Raw genomic sequence first — 14,750 nt, forward strand, 5'->3', positions numbered from 1 at the left:
ATGTCTTGATTTTAAAACGCCAAATCAAGTATTTAGAGACTTAAACAACAGTTGCACTTACTAGTTGAATCTAGGTAACCCAAAACAAAATTAAAAACCAAAAAGCATTACGAGAGCAAGAATGAAAAAAGCACACTTCGGCGCACAGGTTGATAATAACGGAAACTGCACATTCAGATTATTTGCTCCCCACATCCAAGATGTCGGAATGACTTTAAATACCAAACCGGATCACACTTTCATGCTGTCCCCCGCCGAACATGGGTTTCATGAACTGACCATAAACGATATTGCACCTGACACCTCTTATTCGTTTCTGCTGGATGGATCAAAAAAATTCCCGGACCCAGCATCATTATGGCAGCCGGAAGGATTAAATTCCTATTCAACTATCTTTGATCATCATAAATTTGACTGGAAAGGAGACAATTTTTCCGGTCTGCCTATCCATGAAATGATCATCTACGAAGCCCATATAGGAACTTTCAGCAAGGAAGGCACTATCCACGGGCTTATATCTAAACTCGACCATCTGTCTGAACTTGGAATCAACACACTGGAACTTATGCCTGTCGCACAATTTGCAGGTAGCAGAGGATGGGGAAATGAAACTGTTTTCCCGTATGCAGTCCACAATAGTTACGGAACACCGGATGAATTAAAAGCTCTAGTTAAAGCATCTCACAAGCTAGGCATTGCGGTAATTTTAGATGTAGAATTCTGCCAACATTGCTTTATGAAAGATTTCAACGCAGCTTACATCCCCTTTTTCAGCGACAATCGCACCATGGCATGGGGAAAAACCATAAATTTCGATGAAGAATACAGTTTCGGTGTTCGTGAATTTTATATCCAGTGTGCTCTTTCATGGCTTCGCGATTTTCATATCGACGGACTGCGCATAAACAACACACATTCTATTCTCGATCAAAGTCCGGTCCATTTTCTGGAAGAACTTTCTTTTAGAATCAGATCTTTTGAAAATAAAAGAAAATGTGTTTTAATAATTGATGACAAACACAACTCTCCACGCCCTATTATGCCAGCTGATAAAGGAGGATTCGGGCTTGATGCGTTATGGAGTGATGATTTTCACCATGCACTTCATCACAGAATTACAGGCGATGTAAACGGAGTCTTCCGCGACTATAGTTCACCGGAAAAAATGGTCTCAGCCATGCAGCATGGCTTTGCATACAGAGGACAGTTCTCTGAGCATCGCAAAAGGGTTCATGGGTGCAGTCAGCAGGAACTTTCAGGTTCTAAATTGATCATCTACTCTCAGAACCATGATCAAACCATTTGTTCTGGAGACGAATGCAGGACAATCAAAAAAGCCGGATTTGAGGCCGCAAAACTTAGTGCCGGAGCAACACTGCTCTCTCCATATACCCCACTACTTTTCATGGGGGAAGAGTATGGAGAAACAGCACCGTTCCATTATTTTTCTGACAACGCTGAAGCTCTGCCACCGAATGCAAGCAACGAACAAGAACTAGATTTACTCTCCTTTGAAGCACCAGATCCTTATGATGATTCAACATTCACCGGCAGTCAGCTCGACTGGAATAAAAAAGAATCCGAACAAGGCAAGTTCATGTTTGAGTTCTATAAAAAATTACTTACTTTAAGGCGGGAACACGCCGTTCTAAAAGAACCATGCCACAGCAGATGCCAAGTTCAGGAGATCCAGCCGGGACTTATCATGATGATCAGAAACCCCTCGGCATCTGATGGAAGATACGCCTCAATAATTTTTAATTTCAACAAAACTGCAATATCCGAAAAACTTGAAGCGTACCTGCCGAAAGGACCATGGACACTTGAACTTTACAGTGCGGCAAAAGCGTTCGGAGGGGATCAGCCACCTCTGGACAAAATATTATCCGACAGCAAACCGTTGGAACTGGCTCCGCAATCGTTCGCATTATATTTTCACACGCCACTGAATATATATTAATTACGATTTTGTTTCATAGCTGAATGCAAAGTAGCTGGACAGACTCCCCATGCTCTGAGATATTGTATGGGTATCGTCTTTCGTCAGCAAAAGGAGTTCAATATGAAACGTTCCAGTGGAATACTTCTCCACTTTACATCACTGCCTTCCAGATTCGGAGTCGGTGATATTGGGCCTGCAGCATATGAATTTGCAGATTTCCTCGCCGAAGCCGGGCAACGGTTTTGGCAGGTTCTGCCAATTACTCCTACATCCAGTAAACTTTGTAATTCTCCTTACTCCGGCTTTTCAGCATTTGCCGCAAGCCCCTTACTGATCAGCCCGGAAATTATGGTCGATTACGGACTGCTGACCGAAGAAGAAATTAAAGAATTTGTCCTCCCGGACTCCGATAAAGCTGACTTTGATGCGGCGGCCCATGCTAAAGAAAAACTGCTACGCATGGCCTTCTCACGAGTTGCAAACGGATTGCTGAATGACCCCGTATTTTCCCAGTTTATATGGGACAACATGCACTGGGTTAATGATTTTGCGCTGTTCACGGCTCTCAAACAGGACTTCAACGGTGACAGCTGGACCAAATGGCCCGAAGATATCCGTGAAAGAACTGAAGACGGTATGCGTTACTGGGGCGAATTTTTAGCTCGCGAAATATTATTTGTTAAATTCTCCCAGTGGATTTTTTTCCGGCAATGGGGACAACTGAGAGATCACCTTGCCGAGATCGGTGTCGAACTTATCGGAGACATCCCGATCTATGTTACCCACGACAGTTCAGATGTGTGGGCTAACCGCAAAATTTTCAAACTCGATGAAAACGGTGAATCATGGTGCGTCGCCGGCGTTCCACCAGATTACTTCAGCAAAAAGGGGCAATTATGGGGAAATCCGGTTTATGACTGGGTCGTTCTTGAACAGGAGGGATTCGGATGGTGGATCAGTCGGTTAAAACACAATCTGGGTCTTTATAACTGGGCCAGACTTGACCATTTCAGAGGATTTTCCGCTTATTGGGAAATTCCCGCTGAGGCACAGTCCGCAATAGACGGATATTGGGTTCCAGCCCCCGGACATAAGCTGTTTGAAAGACTTTCCTGCGAAGAAGGATGTTTGCGTATTATTGCAGAAGATCTGGGCCACATAACACCGGATGTAGCTTATCTTAAAGACCGCTTTCAACTGCCCGGCATGAATATTCTGCAATTCTCTTTCGGAAGTGACATCGGCATCTGCGGAGACGCGCTCCACAATCACAGACGAAATTCTGTCGTATATACAGGGACTCACGACAATAACACCAATCGAGGCTGGTTCAATCAGGATGCAGATGAAATAAGCCGCAAAAACATGCTGTCATATCTAGGTCATGACTGGATAGATGAGTCAAAAATTTCATGGGAATTGATCAGACTTTTGATGTCCAGCGTCGGCTGTCTATGTATTTTCCAGGCTCAGGATTTACTGAACCTGGGCGGGGAAGCACGCATGAACGTTCCCGGGGAAGCGAATGGAAACTGGGGATGGAAGCTCATGCCGGGACAACTTACGCCGCTGATACGCGAACGTCTCGGTGAAATGACGGAGATTTTCGGACGCACCAGCCGAATAGATTAAGTCAAACATTAATCAATATTAATAGACTTTTACATAATTATTTACGCCCAATGTAATAAAACCCGTTAGCGCGGTTTCCATTCATTGTGGTGTAAACGACTTTTTTATGCTCAAGATCTGCAAATGGACTTAACAGTTCTTTGATACGTTCATCTGAAAAATGACGTAGAATTCCGCCGCCCTCAATTTCAAATATTCCATAAGTTCCGTGCAGCTTTTGAAAGTGATCATATCTTTCAAGATTACGCTCATCAGTATTCAGCATAAAATCATTGATATAAAGAACTCCACCCGGTTTCAGAACGCGGTAGACCTCTTTCATAACCTGATCCTGATCTTTATTATCCGGTATACAGGTGAGGACTGCGACAAGAAGAGCTGCATCAACGGATTCATCTTTGAAAGGAATAATTCCGTTTTCTATAGGCTGTACATCAAGCTCACGGCTGTCATCCATAAGCCTCTGTCGTAAGGCAGCAGAAGGTTCTACACCCTTCACACAGGTAAAGCCTTCACCAATCAGTCCTCTCATCACGCGCCCATATCCGCATCCTACATCAAGAATATCAGCGTCACTGGAAACATATTTCTTAAATTCATCGAATTGTACCGGAGTGGAAAAAGTTTTCAACGAACCTTTATCTTCCCAATATTCTGAATAATTACTAGAATCTAAAGTCATAAATACTCTCTGTTTATACTAAGTTTATTCCCTGTCCACGAGCCTTGCGGTAGCTGTTGTGATCATTATTTCAACAACTTCTACAGCACGCGTTGCGTCGTTATCAATATCCCATTTTTTACCGCTGTACTGCTCCATAATCAAATTCAAAGCAGCGGCTTTTTCATGATCTTCAAGAAGACGCGGGACACCGCATCCGATAACTGAGCGAAATGCACATCCCCATTTACAAGGTTTTTCAGCTGATTGCAGTTTATGTGAAGCAACCACGCTGAAACCTACTTCTTCACCTAAAATCAATGCAGAAATTTTCCGGCCTGATTTAAATGAATGAATATATATTGCTCCGGGTTTAAAACCGTAATTAACAGGAACAGAATAAATTCCTTCACTGTCTTTTAATGCCAGATGAAGAACTTCCCCTTCACGTAAAACCTCAGCGACGACTGATTCATCACTGGTAACGCCTTTTCTGAGCTTAATATCTTTAGACATACTCATCTCCTCTTTATTCTGTCAGTTAAAGAGTATAAACATATTCCATGCCGATTCATACACGAATATCCATCATTATCCCTGTATTCAATGAGCAGGCAACTATTAACAGTTGCCTCAATAATGTCAAAGCCTGCCTCGGCAATGACTGTGAAATTATTGTGGTGGACGGATCTATAAACGGATCAACAAATATTTGCATCGAAGATAAAAACATAATTAAAATTTGCGGACAAGCAGGTCGTGCTGCTCAAATGAACGCTGGAGCAAAAATGGCTACCGGAGAAATACTTTTATTTCTTCATGCTGATACAATACTGCCTCCGAATTCCGCCCCCCTTATCCGTGAAGCATTGGATGCCCCGGGTGCAGCGGCAGGTGCATTCAGTCTCAACTTTGATAACAACTCAGCCACCATGCGTTTGATTTCCTACGTAGGGAATATTCGCACACGAATAGAAAGAGTTCCTTACGGAGATCAAGCTCCATTTATTAAAAAGAAAACTTTTCTTGAACTGGGATCTTACCCACTGATACCAATCATGGAAGATGTTGAGTTTTTCAGAAATATTAAGCGAAAAAAATTAGAAATTGTTATCCTGAAAGAATCAGTAACAACTTCAGCACGCAGATATAAACAGATGGGTATGATTCGAGGATTTTTAAGAAACTGGCTATTGAGAATATTACATTTATGCGGAGTCAGTCCATTTACTCTTAAAAAGTTATACTCTGATAATGGAGACAAAAATTGAAGCAGGCTCTGCTTTTATTCGTAAAGTTACCGATAGCTGGCAAAGTCAAAACCCGCCTTGGAACAAGTGTCGGAGATGCACAGGCAGCTCTGTTTTATACAGCTTTTGTTCAGGATTTACTTACAAAAATTGATAATCATGGGCTTGAAACCTTGATTTTTTTTAATCAGGAAGAACCCGTCACAAAATACATTGAATGGCTTGGAAATCGAAAACTGTTTCCACAACGGGGAAGAAATCTAGGCGAGCGCATGTTTAACGCTTTTGAGGACAGTTTCGCCCTTGATTATACAAGATGCGTCTTAACGGGAAGCGACTTGCCGGACCTGTCTCCTCAAACAATTGAGGAAGGTCTATCCAGTCTGAAAAAACATGCTGTATGTATTGGTCCGGCAAAAGACGGTGGCTATTATCTCATCGGATTTCAAAACAAAAAACTGACAGATATTCCTTTCACCGCCATTAACTGGAGTACCCCGAGAGTCTTTAAACAAACAATACAAAAATTTAAATCTAACAACCTCGATCCGTATATTTTACCGGAACAAGCAGATGTAGACACACTTCAAGACCTCGAAGATCTGGTACAAAGCAAAGACTTTAAGACAAGATGTCCGCATACTTTCAAAGCATATCGCAAGTATATAAAAACTGCCTAATATTCGACAATATTAAGGCTTGAAACAACACTACATTCCTTGGGGGTAAACCTTAAAACATCAAACCCCAGATCGGTAATAATCTCAATATTCCAGTCTCCGCCTGAGCCGAAACCGCTCATAATTTCTTCACGGATTCCCGGTCTTATATGAAAATCAACAACCGGTTCGGAGACCTCTCCAAGTTGTGCAACTATAGCGGGAACCAGTCCACATGTGACGGAACGCATATCAAAAATCTTACTTTTCATTTTATTTTCCCACGCAAAATTTACTGAAAATTGAATCAAGCACTTCCTGCGGTGTAATTTCACCTGTGATTTCAGATAAAGCAGAGCAAGCAGTTTCCAACCGGACACCGAGCAAATCATAAGGAATTGTCATTTCAATATCCTGAACAAGACCATCAAGTTCAGACAAAGCCTTTCTTAATGTCGCCGCCTGTCGTGAATTAGGCACAAGCTCATCAGGGTCAGGTTCGCCCGCTCCAGCTAAAATGTGTTCACGAATACTAGAAGCAAGTTCATCGATACCTTGGCCCCTTTTAGCTGAAATTTCAACAACTTCATAACCTGCTTCAGCCATAACTTCTGAGGCAGACGGGGTGGACTGAGCCAGATCAATTTTATTGATTACGGCAATACATTTGCCGCTTTGCGCTGAAAATTCAGGGTCAATATCCGAAAGATCAAATGGATCGAAACCATCAACAATTAAAAGAACGAGATCAGCTTGTTGCGCCAGTTCTTTTCCCATATCCAGACCGGCTTGTTCAACCTTATCAGTAGTTTCACGCAATCCGGCAGTATCAACCACCCGTACTTGAAGGCCGTCTAAATTAAGAGTTTCTTCAATAAAATCTCTTGTTGTACCCGGAATATCCGTAACAATAGCGCGATTCCGTCCAAGCAAAGCGTTTAGAAGGCTGGACTTTCCAGCATTTACTTTACCTGAAAGAACAGCAAGCCCACCCTCGCGCCATGCACGGGTACGCTCTACACCTGCGAGAATTTCAGAAATATTTTTTACAGCATCAGTGACTTCCGTCATCATTTTATCAAGGGGCAAACACTCAAGTTCATCTTCGGGAAAATCTACGGCAACACATAGATGAGTGCGCAGTACTTCAAGCCTTCCCCGCAATTCTTCGATGCGATGACCAAGCACCCCTGAAAGCTTCACCCTTGCGAGCTGAGCCGCGCCTTTAGACGGAGCATGAATCATTTCCGCAACGGCTTCTGCCTGCGTAAGATCCATCTTACCATTCAAAAAAGCTCTCAGAGTGAATTCACCAGCACGTGCAAGAACAGCCCCGTGTGATAAAATTTCTCCTAGAACAGATGCAAGAATAGCTCGGCCGCCATGACAGTTAAATTCAACTGTATCTTCACCCGTGTATGAATTAGGGCCGGGCATGAAAACAGCAAGGACATCATCCAGTTCTGTAGAATTTTCATCAAGCACGTACCCATAATGCATGGTGTATGGCTTGAATCCTGAAAAAGAATCTTTTGCGGATTTAAATATTGCTTCTGCAATAGGTAAAGCCTTTTCTCCGCTTACACGGATAATTCCGACTCCCCCTTCACCGGGAGGGGTGGCAATGGCTGCAATGGTCCCGGAAGAACTGACTGACATATTGAAATCTCCATTAACAGATTAAAAAAAGTTAACCCCGCGGACATTGTCCACGGGGTTAACTTAAAAGTCTGTATTCACCGCTCGTAAACTAATGTCTAATAGCGGTTGTAACGATCATCGTTGTAGCCGCCGGTATTTCCTGAACTGCTGTTTCCAGTACGTTCAGTTCTACGGGTTTCGCTAGTTTTTGGTGCGCGATTACCGAAGTTTTCATCCCGTGGTGCACGGTTACCGAAGTTCTCGTCGCGTGGTGCGCGATTACCGAAGTTTTCATCCTGGGGTGGACGATTACCGTAGTTTTCCCCGCGTCCGCGAGGAGCTGTATTTTCAGTACGACCACGTCCGTAATTATCATTACGCTCGCCTGTACGAGGTCTGCTGCGTTCTGGGCCGCGAGCTTCCCCGCGTGAATCATTACGAACAGGACCGCGCGGTGCTCCACGCTCTGGGCCGCGTGCACTACCGCGTTCAGGACCACGAGCTGGGCCGCGAGCGTCTCCGCGTTCTGGGCCACGTGGTGCTCCACGTTCCGGGCCACGGGCACTGTCGCGCTCAGGACCACGAGCTGGACCGCGTTCAGAGCTGCGTTCAGATCCACGACTGTTATAGCTGTCACTTCCGCGACTGTTATAACGATCAGTAGGCTGAGAAGTATATCCTTCGCTGCGCTCTGGGCGTTCAGTTCGTTCGCCACCGCGTCCGCCGGCTGCACGACTACGACGTGGAAGAATCAGCACACGCTTCATAGGGCCATCGCCCTTGCTGCGAGTATTAACATGTTTATCTTCCTGCAAAGCCATATGAACAACTCTGCGGTGATAAGAACTGAGAGGTTTAGTGCTCTGCACCCTTCCGGTATGCATTGCTTTATCTGCAAGATGCCATGCGAGCTGACGAAGTTTTTCATCCTGACGTTCGCGATAATCACCTGTATCAATCTGAACACGAACAGAGGTCTGAAGCTTCTTAGAAACCATCCTGTTGCAGAGATACTGCAAGGAGGAAAGAGTCTGTCCTTCACGGCCGATAATAAGACCGGAATTTTCTTCATCATCAACGAGTACGTTGACTCTATCTTCGCCCACTTCAATTTCAAGTTTAGGAGGCTGCTGAACGATAGGCTCAATCATCCTTTCAAGAGCTTCGCGAACAGCTGCTGCAATATCTTCAGGATCCGCTTCCATTATGCTGCGACGTTCTCTAAAGCCTTCATTTACACTGGAATCAGTATCCGTATCTGCATCAACTGCTTCACTTTTGGATTCAGAAACAGCAGGTACAACGGATTCTTCTCTGACAGCAACGACAGATTCTCTTTTAACAGCAGGAGTTTCAACTTCTGCGCGAGGAGCAATGGCTGTCTCTTCTCTTACAACAGGAGCTTCCTGCTCTACTTTCTTTTCTACAGGTTCAGGCTTTCTTTCTACAGGCCGTTCAACGGGTTTTTCATATCTGGCAGACTGAGCCCTTTCAGGCTTAGTTTCGTTATTTAATAAAGATCTACTCTCTCCGCCTCTAGGACGGGCTTTTACTTTGGCATTCTTTTTTCCAACGAGTCCGAAAACCCCGGTAGAACCACCGCTGAGTATTTCAATTTCAAGCTTATCGCGATTCAGGTTGAAGTAATCGCAGGCGTTATTAATCGCCTCATCCAGATTCTTCCCTTGGAATTCTTTGAATTCGCTCATTCTATCTCCTAGTAGTGTTCATCACTCAATTAATCCGACTAATCGTACGCCCGTTATTTTACTTTGCGAGTAATAATCCACTGCTGGGCTATAGATAGTACGTTGTTCACTAACCAGTACACAACAAGCCCTGCGGGGAAGTTGAGGAACATAAAGGTGAACACCAGGGGCAAGAACATCATGATTTTCTGCTGAGTCGGATCACCTGCTGAAGGTGTCATTTTCTGCTGAAGGAACATGGTAGCACCCATCACGATCGGAGTGATGTAAAGCGGGTCTTTAGCCGAAAGGTCGGCAAGCCAAATGATATCAGTAAAAGGTAAATAAGTAATGAAATCGGCATGCCTAAGTGCAACCGTTCCCAACAAGGCCTTATACAGACCAAAGAAAACCGGAATTTGCAGCACCATGGGTAAACACCCACCAGCCGGATTAACATTATACGTTTTATAGAGCTGCATTGACTCTTTGTTGAGTCTTTCTTTGTCATCACCATATTTTTCACGAAGCTTTGCAACCATAGGCTGTAAGCGCTTCATCTGTTCCATGGATTTGTAACTTTTCTGTGACAGGGGCCAAAAAAGAATCTTAATGGCAATCGTCAACAGGATAATAGAAATACCATAGTTATGTACATACTGGTTAAACCATTCCAGAGCTATTGTCAGCGGTTTTGCAATAATATCAAACCAACCGAAATCAATTGCTGCAGAAAGGTCGCCCGGAACCTTGTTCATAACAGTCGGGTCCATTGGACCGAAGAAATAAGAACAGTTCAGTTTACGCTCAATCCCTTTATCAAAAGAAACTGTCTGTTCAGTTGCTATTCTGAAAATGTTGTCCTGAACTTTACCCTTGATGGTAACACCATTAGAACCAGGCAAAAGAGCCAGAATAAAGAAGTTAGAATCAATAGCTCCCCAGCTCATGTCTCCAGTAACTTCAACTCCGGTCTTTGCGAGGTCTTCGCGATCATCTTCCTGATTTAACCCTTCAGGTCCGAACCATGAAATACGGGTAGGATTGTAACGGTCATCCTCGGCACTGAGGCTTTTGGTCGCAGTGGTAAAAGCCAATCTGCCCTGACCGCTGGGATTCGAAACATTAAGAACACGAACATCTTCATCAATTAAATAGTTGTCTGCATGAAATGTGAGTCTGCGTTCAATTCTGAACCCTTCCACATCTCCGCGAAAAATAAGAGTTCCGATTTTATCTCCGTCAAGAGACAAATCATTTCCTTCGTATCCCCATACTCCACGGGTCCAAGTGGGGATTCCATTAAGAATAAGTCCCATAGGGGCTTTGTTTAAAGCATCAGTTCCGACCATATCCACATCAGGAGAGTTCGGTTCTATTGTCTCTTTGTATTTTTTAAGCTTAAAATTCTCAAGCAGTCCGCCCTGTGAATTAATCACGGCAGAGTAAAGAGGTGTTTCCACTTTCAGTTTAGTTCCTTTAGCAGAAACTATTGCACTGGTGGTGATAGGATCAGGGAATTGATTAGAAACAGGGCCCTTAACGGCCTCATTCTGTTTAACAACTTGTTGTTGTTCGACAGGTGCAGGTTGTTGCGGCTGAGGAGGAAAAAGGAATTGCCAGCCGAGAAGTACGACAAATGATAAGGCAACAGCCAAGATAACGCGTTTATTTTCCATTTTTTAATTTCTCACTCATTTTGACCTTAAAATTCAGGCCGAGACTGCGCGGTGGTAGATTTTCTTGGGACGGGAACAGGATCATGTCCGCCCTTGCATAACGGATGACAACGCATCAGACGCCACAAAGCGTAAATCCCTCCTCTGATCACTCCATGAAGGGATATCGCCTCTATGGCATATTGCGAACAGGTAGGATGAAAGCGGCAACACCCCGGAAACAACGGGGAAATAAACTTCTGATAAAAGCGTATAGGATAAAGAAACAGAGTCCGCATTCCCTGATTTCTCATTCCTGATCCGGACTTACGACAAGCTTGTTAAGCTTACCTATTATCGGAATCAGTTCTTTTTCGACAAGACCAAGAGTGATCTTCTTGCCGTCCAGAGCTCGTTTGGGCACAAAAATTATGTCCGCGCGAAACTGGAATTGATTTTGATAGAGCCTGAAGAATTCCCGCATTACTCTTTTAATGCGATTCCTAACAACAGCAGGCCCCGCTTTTCTGCTCACGGTAAGGCCCAAACGAACCCCGCCGGGGCCGCTACCATGGCATAACACGAACAATATAAAACTCTTCGTGTAGTGTTTCTTTCCCTGCTCATAGCAGTGATCGAAATCAGGCTTCCTAAGGAGACGATGCTCCTTAGTCCAATTTAAACAGATAATCTTTTGCGTCCCTTAGCACGACGTCTTGCAATTATTGCACGACCATTTTTAGTGCGTGAACGAACGAGGAAACCATGGGTTCTTTTTCTTCTGATTTTACTAGGCTGATAAGTTCTTTTCATTGTTCTATTTCTCCAAAAATTATTTTCTTGATTAAGCCGGATTTTTTCCGGACACGAGGAACGGGAACATATATCCCCAACGGGGGACATCGTCAAGAAATGTTTTTAAAACTGGGCCGACGCTAATTCCTTTTAATCTCACTCCGAATAATATATATTCCTTTGAAGTGAAAACAAGACCGCATACCCTGATGTTTGCCCTTCTGTCAAAGTCTATTAGCACTTAGATACACCATGATTTTATTTTTATCAATTTTTTGAATAAAAATCTATTGAGATGTATGGCAGAACACTTCATAATGTTTGCGAAGAAAATTAATTAACATACAATCAACTGTTCAATCCATGAATATCTTATAATCAAAGGAGAAAATTAATGCACCCTATACAAAATTTCTGGAACATACGTCTTGGTGAGCTAAAAGAAGTTCTCGATGACAACGGCTTCACCACTCATATTGCTAATAATTCCAAAGCTGCAGCCATGCTTGTTCTCGAAAAAATTATTCCTCAACTGTCTCCAGCATCTATCAGCTTCGGCGGGTCCATGACTGTTGTCGACTCAGGTCTTTATGATCAGATCAAACAGCTCAAAAAGGTCAAAGTAATCGATACGTACGATACTAAACCTTCCGCTGATGAAAAAATCGAGCGCCGCAGACAGTCTCTTTTAAGCGACCTGTTCATCACAAGCGCGAATGCTGTCACCAATGACGGAGAACTCGTAAACCTCGACGGAACAGGCAACAGAGTCGCAGCAATGGCTTTCGGGCCGAAGAGTGTTGTCGTTCTAGTAGGCAGAAATAAAATTTGTGGCGATCTTGAAGCTGCAACACGCCGCATCAAAGAATACGTCGCTCCCGTGAATGCCATGAGACTTAAAAGAAAAACTCCCTGTGCAGTGACAGGCACATGTGCGGATTGCAGTTCTCCTGAACGAATCTGTTCAATATGGGGTATCACTGAAAAATCCTCCCCTAAAGGACGTATCCACATCATTCTAATCAATGAAGATCTTGGATTTTAACCAGTTTTAATCTAAAAAAATCAGGCTGAGTTGTCATTAATGCAACTCAGCCTGATTTTTTATTAACGTACGATAACCTGTTTTTGCCATGACCACAGGATTAATTTGACCAGAAAAAAGCACACCGGCCATGCTAGAGATTACAGAAAAAATGTAACTCCTTCTACTGAGGAAACATCGTTTCAAGTAGTAGTTGAACAGACAGACCTTTTTGTCATTGCTCAAAAAAAACTCAGTTCTGAAGTCGCTGCAATTATCCATAAAGTTCGTTCCGTGATTAAAGCTCATATCTTCCTGAATCCTCAATTCGGAACAAGCCTGACCCCTGTGGATGTCCCGGAAGGAGCTGATCCGATAATAACAGCCATGGCGCACGCAGCCTCTCTTTGCGGAGTCGGACCAATGGCGGCTGTTGCCGGGGCTGTTGCTCAGGAAGTAGCGACCAGACTGCAACCGATAAGTGAAAATATTATTGTGGAGAACGGAGGGGACATATTCATGAACTCAACTGTTCCCCGCAGAGTTGCACTGCTTTCCGATCCTGAATCCGGTTCTAAAATAGGCTTAATTATCAAGTCAGATGAATTTCCAGTATCAATCTGCTCTTCGTCCGGAACAATAGGCCACTCTTTAAGCCTTGGCAGCGGTGATCTTGTCACAGTCCGATCTCAGGACGCCCGCCTTGCAGATGCAGCAGCCACAGCCCTTGCCAATCTACTAAAATCCCCTGCTGACGTTGCTCTCGTCATAGAAAAAGCCCGGACCTTGTCAGAAAGTTTGACAAAATCCGGGGCTGAGTTCGGTCTGGATGGAGTTTTCGTGCAATACGATTCTAAAATAGGAGCATGGGGAAATATAGAACTGATTGCCCTGTAAGGCTATATTATTAATGACTGACAGCCCGCTCTATCGCCATAAACGGAGGACTGGTATCGCCCTGCTTCTCCTTGAGGAGCACAAGCCTGTAACCAAAAGAAATAAACAACGGACCTGAATCCAGTTGCTCCGGCTTCAGTTCAAAATCAAACGGCACGCCAAGCCCTTCTTCAAGCTTTTCAGGCGAAAAGACCTGAATTCCCTGTGCCAGAACAATTCCGTCCTCATCACTTAAGTAGCCCTGAATCCAAAGTTCTCCAATCCACTGCGCCCATGATGGAACATTTGCTTTTTTGATAAAGGCTGTACCTCGCACTCCGAAACTGTCCTTGCGCGGAATTACCTGATAATCAAATTTCATAAACTCCATCGACACAGAACTTGGACTCTCAAGTTGCCACGGTTTTCTGCTCAAATGAGAAACGTCAAGATGAGCGCAGCCTGCGGACATCAAGACAACTAAAGCCAATAAAATTCCGCTTACTTTTTTCATATCCAAACGCATCCGTCTCTCCAATTCCCAAGGATTTATTTCAAACCTTTTAATATTCTAATTTGGAACAACGGCTACAACTTAGACTCAACAGATTCAACCTTGCCTTGCAATCTATCGACAGCCCCCCTGCGGCAATCAGCCGTCATAACTATATAGATGCGGTCACAATCTGTTGCCAATTCGCGGTAACACTTTGTGATAGCGGCCATAATGTCATCCCACTCTCCTTCGATACTGGTCCCCATCGGACCAAGCTGGCAGGATAAGCCGCTTGAACGAATAATTTCAACAACCCGCGCGACATAAGGGCTGACACTTACGCCCTTATCGGTTGGAAAGATTGTCAATTCTACTAAAACACTCATGTTATATTCTCCGGTTAGCATTGATAAATTAATACTACATGT

At 43.8% G+C, this 14,750-nt stretch carries 17 protein-coding genes; 6 read left to right on the forward strand and 11 right to left on the reverse strand.

The genetic code is table 11. The features are described from left to right. The first annotated feature begins 121 nt into the window (after positions 1-121). Together JEY82_RS13920 and malQ are read left to right on the forward strand one after the other, a co-directional pair. Positions 122-1,960 (forward strand): alpha-amylase family glycosyl hydrolase, encoded by a 1,839-nt coding sequence (locus JEY82_RS13920; protein ID WP_304086516.1) that lies wholly within the window; start codon positions 122-124, stop codon positions 1,958-1,960. A 66-nt stretch (positions 1,961-2,026) separates the two neighbouring features. Further along, the gene (gene malQ, locus JEY82_RS13925) at positions 2,027-3,574 is read left to right on the forward strand and encodes a 4-alpha-glucanotransferase (protein WP_304086518.1); all 1,548 of its coding nucleotides are present in this window, start codon (positions 2,027-2,029) and stop codon (positions 3,572-3,574) included. Positions 3,575-3,611: 37 nt separating this feature from the next. Here malQ and JEY82_RS13930 read toward each other — a convergent pair whose 3' ends face one another. Both JEY82_RS13930 and JEY82_RS13935 read right to left on the reverse strand, forming a co-directional pair. Next, the gene (locus tag JEY82_RS13930) at positions 3,612-4,256 is read right to left on the reverse strand and encodes a class I SAM-dependent methyltransferase (RefSeq protein ID WP_304086520.1); all 645 of its coding nucleotides are present in this window, start codon (positions 4,254-4,256) and stop codon (positions 3,612-3,614) included. A gap of 24 nt (positions 4,257-4,280) precedes the next feature. Further along, positions 4,281-4,751 (reverse strand): pyridoxamine 5'-phosphate oxidase family protein, encoded by a 471-nt coding sequence (locus JEY82_RS13935; protein WP_304086522.1) that lies wholly within the window; start codon positions 4,749-4,751, stop codon positions 4,281-4,283. 47 nt (positions 4,752-4,798) lie between these two features. On the opposite strand from JEY82_RS13935, the gene JEY82_RS13940 reads away from it, so the two are divergent. Together JEY82_RS13940 and JEY82_RS13945 are read left to right on the forward strand one after the other, a co-directional pair. Then, positions 4,799-5,506, forward strand: coding sequence for a TIGR04283 family arsenosugar biosynthesis glycosyltransferase (locus JEY82_RS13940; RefSeq protein WP_304086524.1), 708 nt, complete (start codon positions 4,799-4,801; stop codon positions 5,504-5,506). Next, positions 5,503-6,165, forward strand: a complete 663-nt coding sequence (locus JEY82_RS13945) for a TIGR04282 family arsenosugar biosynthesis glycosyltransferase (protein ID WP_304086526.1) — start codon at positions 5,503-5,505, stop codon at positions 6,163-6,165. The genes JEY82_RS13940 and JEY82_RS13945 overlap by 4 nt, the downstream gene beginning before the upstream one ends. Here the strand turns inward: JEY82_RS13945 and JEY82_RS13950 are convergent. The 7 genes from JEY82_RS13950 to rpmH all read right to left on the reverse strand — a co-directional run bounded on the left by JEY82_RS13950 (position 6,162) and on the right by rpmH (position 11,944). Then, positions 6,162-6,416, reverse strand: coding sequence for a hypothetical protein (locus tag JEY82_RS13950; protein ID WP_304086528.1), 255 nt, complete (start codon positions 6,414-6,416; stop codon positions 6,162-6,164). The genes JEY82_RS13945 and JEY82_RS13950 overlap by 4 nt on opposite strands. Before the next feature lies 1 nt (position 6,417). Continuing rightward, a complete protein-coding gene (gene mnmE / locus JEY82_RS13955; RefSeq protein ID WP_304086530.1) occupies positions 6,418-7,803 on the reverse strand; it encodes a tRNA uridine-5-carboxymethylaminomethyl(34) synthesis GTPase MnmE in 1,386 nt (461 codons plus the stop codon). A gap of 98 nt (positions 7,804-7,901) precedes the next feature. Continuing rightward, complete coding sequence (gene jag, locus JEY82_RS19705; protein WP_369681164.1) at positions 7,902-9,494, reverse strand: RNA-binding cell elongation regulator Jag/EloR; 1,593 nt, start codon at positions 9,492-9,494, stop codon at positions 7,902-7,904. 53 nt (positions 9,495-9,547) lie between these two features. Then, a complete protein-coding gene (gene yidC / locus JEY82_RS13965; protein WP_304086532.1) occupies positions 9,548-11,152 on the reverse strand; it encodes a membrane protein insertase YidC in 1,605 nt (534 codons plus the stop codon). 26 nt (positions 11,153-11,178) lie between these two features. Next, positions 11,179-11,445: a membrane protein insertion efficiency factor YidD gene (gene yidD / locus JEY82_RS13970; protein WP_369681165.1), complete on the reverse strand. Its 267-nt coding sequence runs from the start codon at positions 11,443-11,445 to the stop codon at positions 11,179-11,181. Next, a complete protein-coding gene (gene rnpA / locus JEY82_RS13975) occupies positions 11,442-11,822 on the reverse strand; it encodes a ribonuclease P protein component (RefSeq protein WP_369681167.1) in 381 nt (126 codons plus the stop codon). Before rnpA ends, yidD begins: the two co-directional genes overlap by 4 nt. Continuing rightward, positions 11,810-11,944: a 50S ribosomal protein L34 gene (gene rpmH, locus JEY82_RS13980; protein ID WP_092159822.1), complete on the reverse strand. Its 135-nt coding sequence runs from the start codon at positions 11,942-11,944 to the stop codon at positions 11,810-11,812. The genes rnpA and rpmH overlap by 13 nt, the downstream gene beginning before the upstream one ends. Positions 11,945-12,320: 376 nt before the next feature. Between rpmH and JEY82_RS13985 the strand changes: the two genes are divergently transcribed. Together JEY82_RS13985 and JEY82_RS13990 are read left to right on the forward strand one after the other, a co-directional pair. After that, positions 12,321-12,971 (forward strand): lactate utilization protein, encoded by a 651-nt coding sequence (locus JEY82_RS13985; RefSeq protein ID WP_304086533.1) that lies wholly within the window; start codon positions 12,321-12,323, stop codon positions 12,969-12,971. Between the two features lie 105 nt (positions 12,972-13,076). Then, positions 13,077-13,847: a UPF0280 family protein gene (locus JEY82_RS13990; RefSeq protein ID WP_304086535.1), complete on the forward strand. Its 771-nt coding sequence runs from the start codon at positions 13,077-13,079 to the stop codon at positions 13,845-13,847. 10 nt (positions 13,848-13,857) lie between these two features. Here the strand turns inward: JEY82_RS13990 and JEY82_RS13995 are convergent, their stop codons facing one another. Beyond that, positions 13,858-14,352 (reverse strand): hypothetical protein, encoded by a 495-nt coding sequence (locus JEY82_RS13995; protein ID WP_304086536.1) that lies wholly within the window; start codon positions 14,350-14,352, stop codon positions 13,858-13,860. Positions 14,353-14,414: 62 nt separating this feature from the next. Continuing rightward, entirely contained in the window at positions 14,415-14,708 is a 294-nt protein-coding gene (locus JEY82_RS14000; RefSeq protein ID WP_304086537.1) for an MTH1187 family thiamine-binding protein, read from the reverse strand. Between the last annotated feature and the right edge of the window lie 42 nt (positions 14,709-14,750).

This window comes from Maridesulfovibrio ferrireducens (genome assembly GCF_016342405.1).
Lineage (GTDB): Bacteria > Desulfobacterota > Desulfovibrionia > Desulfovibrionales > Desulfovibrionaceae > Maridesulfovibrio > Maridesulfovibrio ferrireducens_A.

What these genes read in the sequence shown, in the direction of transcription:
- JEY82_RS13940 (WP_304086524.1), top strand. Translation starts at nt 4,799, where the DNA reads ATGCCGATTCATACACGAATATCCATCATTATCCCTGTATTCAATGAG.
- malQ (WP_304086518.1), top strand. Translation starts at nt 2,027, where the DNA reads ATGGGTATCGTCTTTCGTCAGCAAAAGGAGTTCAATATGAAACGTTCC.
- yidD (WP_369681165.1), bottom strand. Translation starts at nt 11,445, where the DNA reads ATGAGAAATCAGGGAATGCGGACTCTGTTTCTTTATCCTATACGCTTT.
- rpmH (WP_092159822.1), bottom strand. Translation starts at nt 11,944, where the DNA reads ATGAAAAGAACTTATCAGCCTAGTAAAATCAGAAGAAAAAGAACCCAT.
- yidC (WP_304086532.1), bottom strand. Translation starts at nt 11,152, where the DNA reads ATGGAAAATAAACGCGTTATCTTGGCTGTTGCCTTATCATTTGTCGTA.
- JEY82_RS13920 (WP_304086516.1), top strand. Translation starts at nt 122, where the DNA reads ATGAAAAAAGCACACTTCGGCGCACAGGTTGATAATAACGGAAACTGC.
- JEY82_RS13995 (WP_304086536.1), bottom strand. Translation starts at nt 14,352, where the DNA reads ATGCGTTTGGATATGAAAAAAGTAAGCGGAATTTTATTGGCTTTAGTT.
- jag (WP_369681164.1), bottom strand. Translation starts at nt 9,494, where the DNA reads ATGAGCGAATTCAAAGAATTCCAAGGGAAGAATCTGGATGAGGCGATT.
- JEY82_RS13930 (WP_304086520.1), bottom strand. Translation starts at nt 4,256, where the DNA reads ATGACTTTAGATTCTAGTAATTATTCAGAATATTGGGAAGATAAAGGT.
- JEY82_RS13935 (WP_304086522.1), bottom strand. Translation starts at nt 4,751, where the DNA reads ATGTCTAAAGATATTAAGCTCAGAAAAGGCGTTACCAGTGATGAATCA.
- JEY82_RS14000 (WP_304086537.1), bottom strand. Translation starts at nt 14,708, where the DNA reads ATGAGTGTTTTAGTAGAATTGACAATCTTTCCAACCGATAAGGGCGTA.
- JEY82_RS13950 (WP_304086528.1), bottom strand. Translation starts at nt 6,416, where the DNA reads ATGAAAAGTAAGATTTTTGATATGCGTTCCGTCACATGTGGACTGGTT.
- JEY82_RS13985 (WP_304086533.1), top strand. Translation starts at nt 12,321, where the DNA reads ATGCACCCTATACAAAATTTCTGGAACATACGTCTTGGTGAGCTAAAA.
- mnmE (WP_304086530.1), bottom strand. Translation starts at nt 7,803, where the DNA reads ATGTCAGTCAGTTCTTCCGGGACCATTGCAGCCATTGCCACCCCTCCC.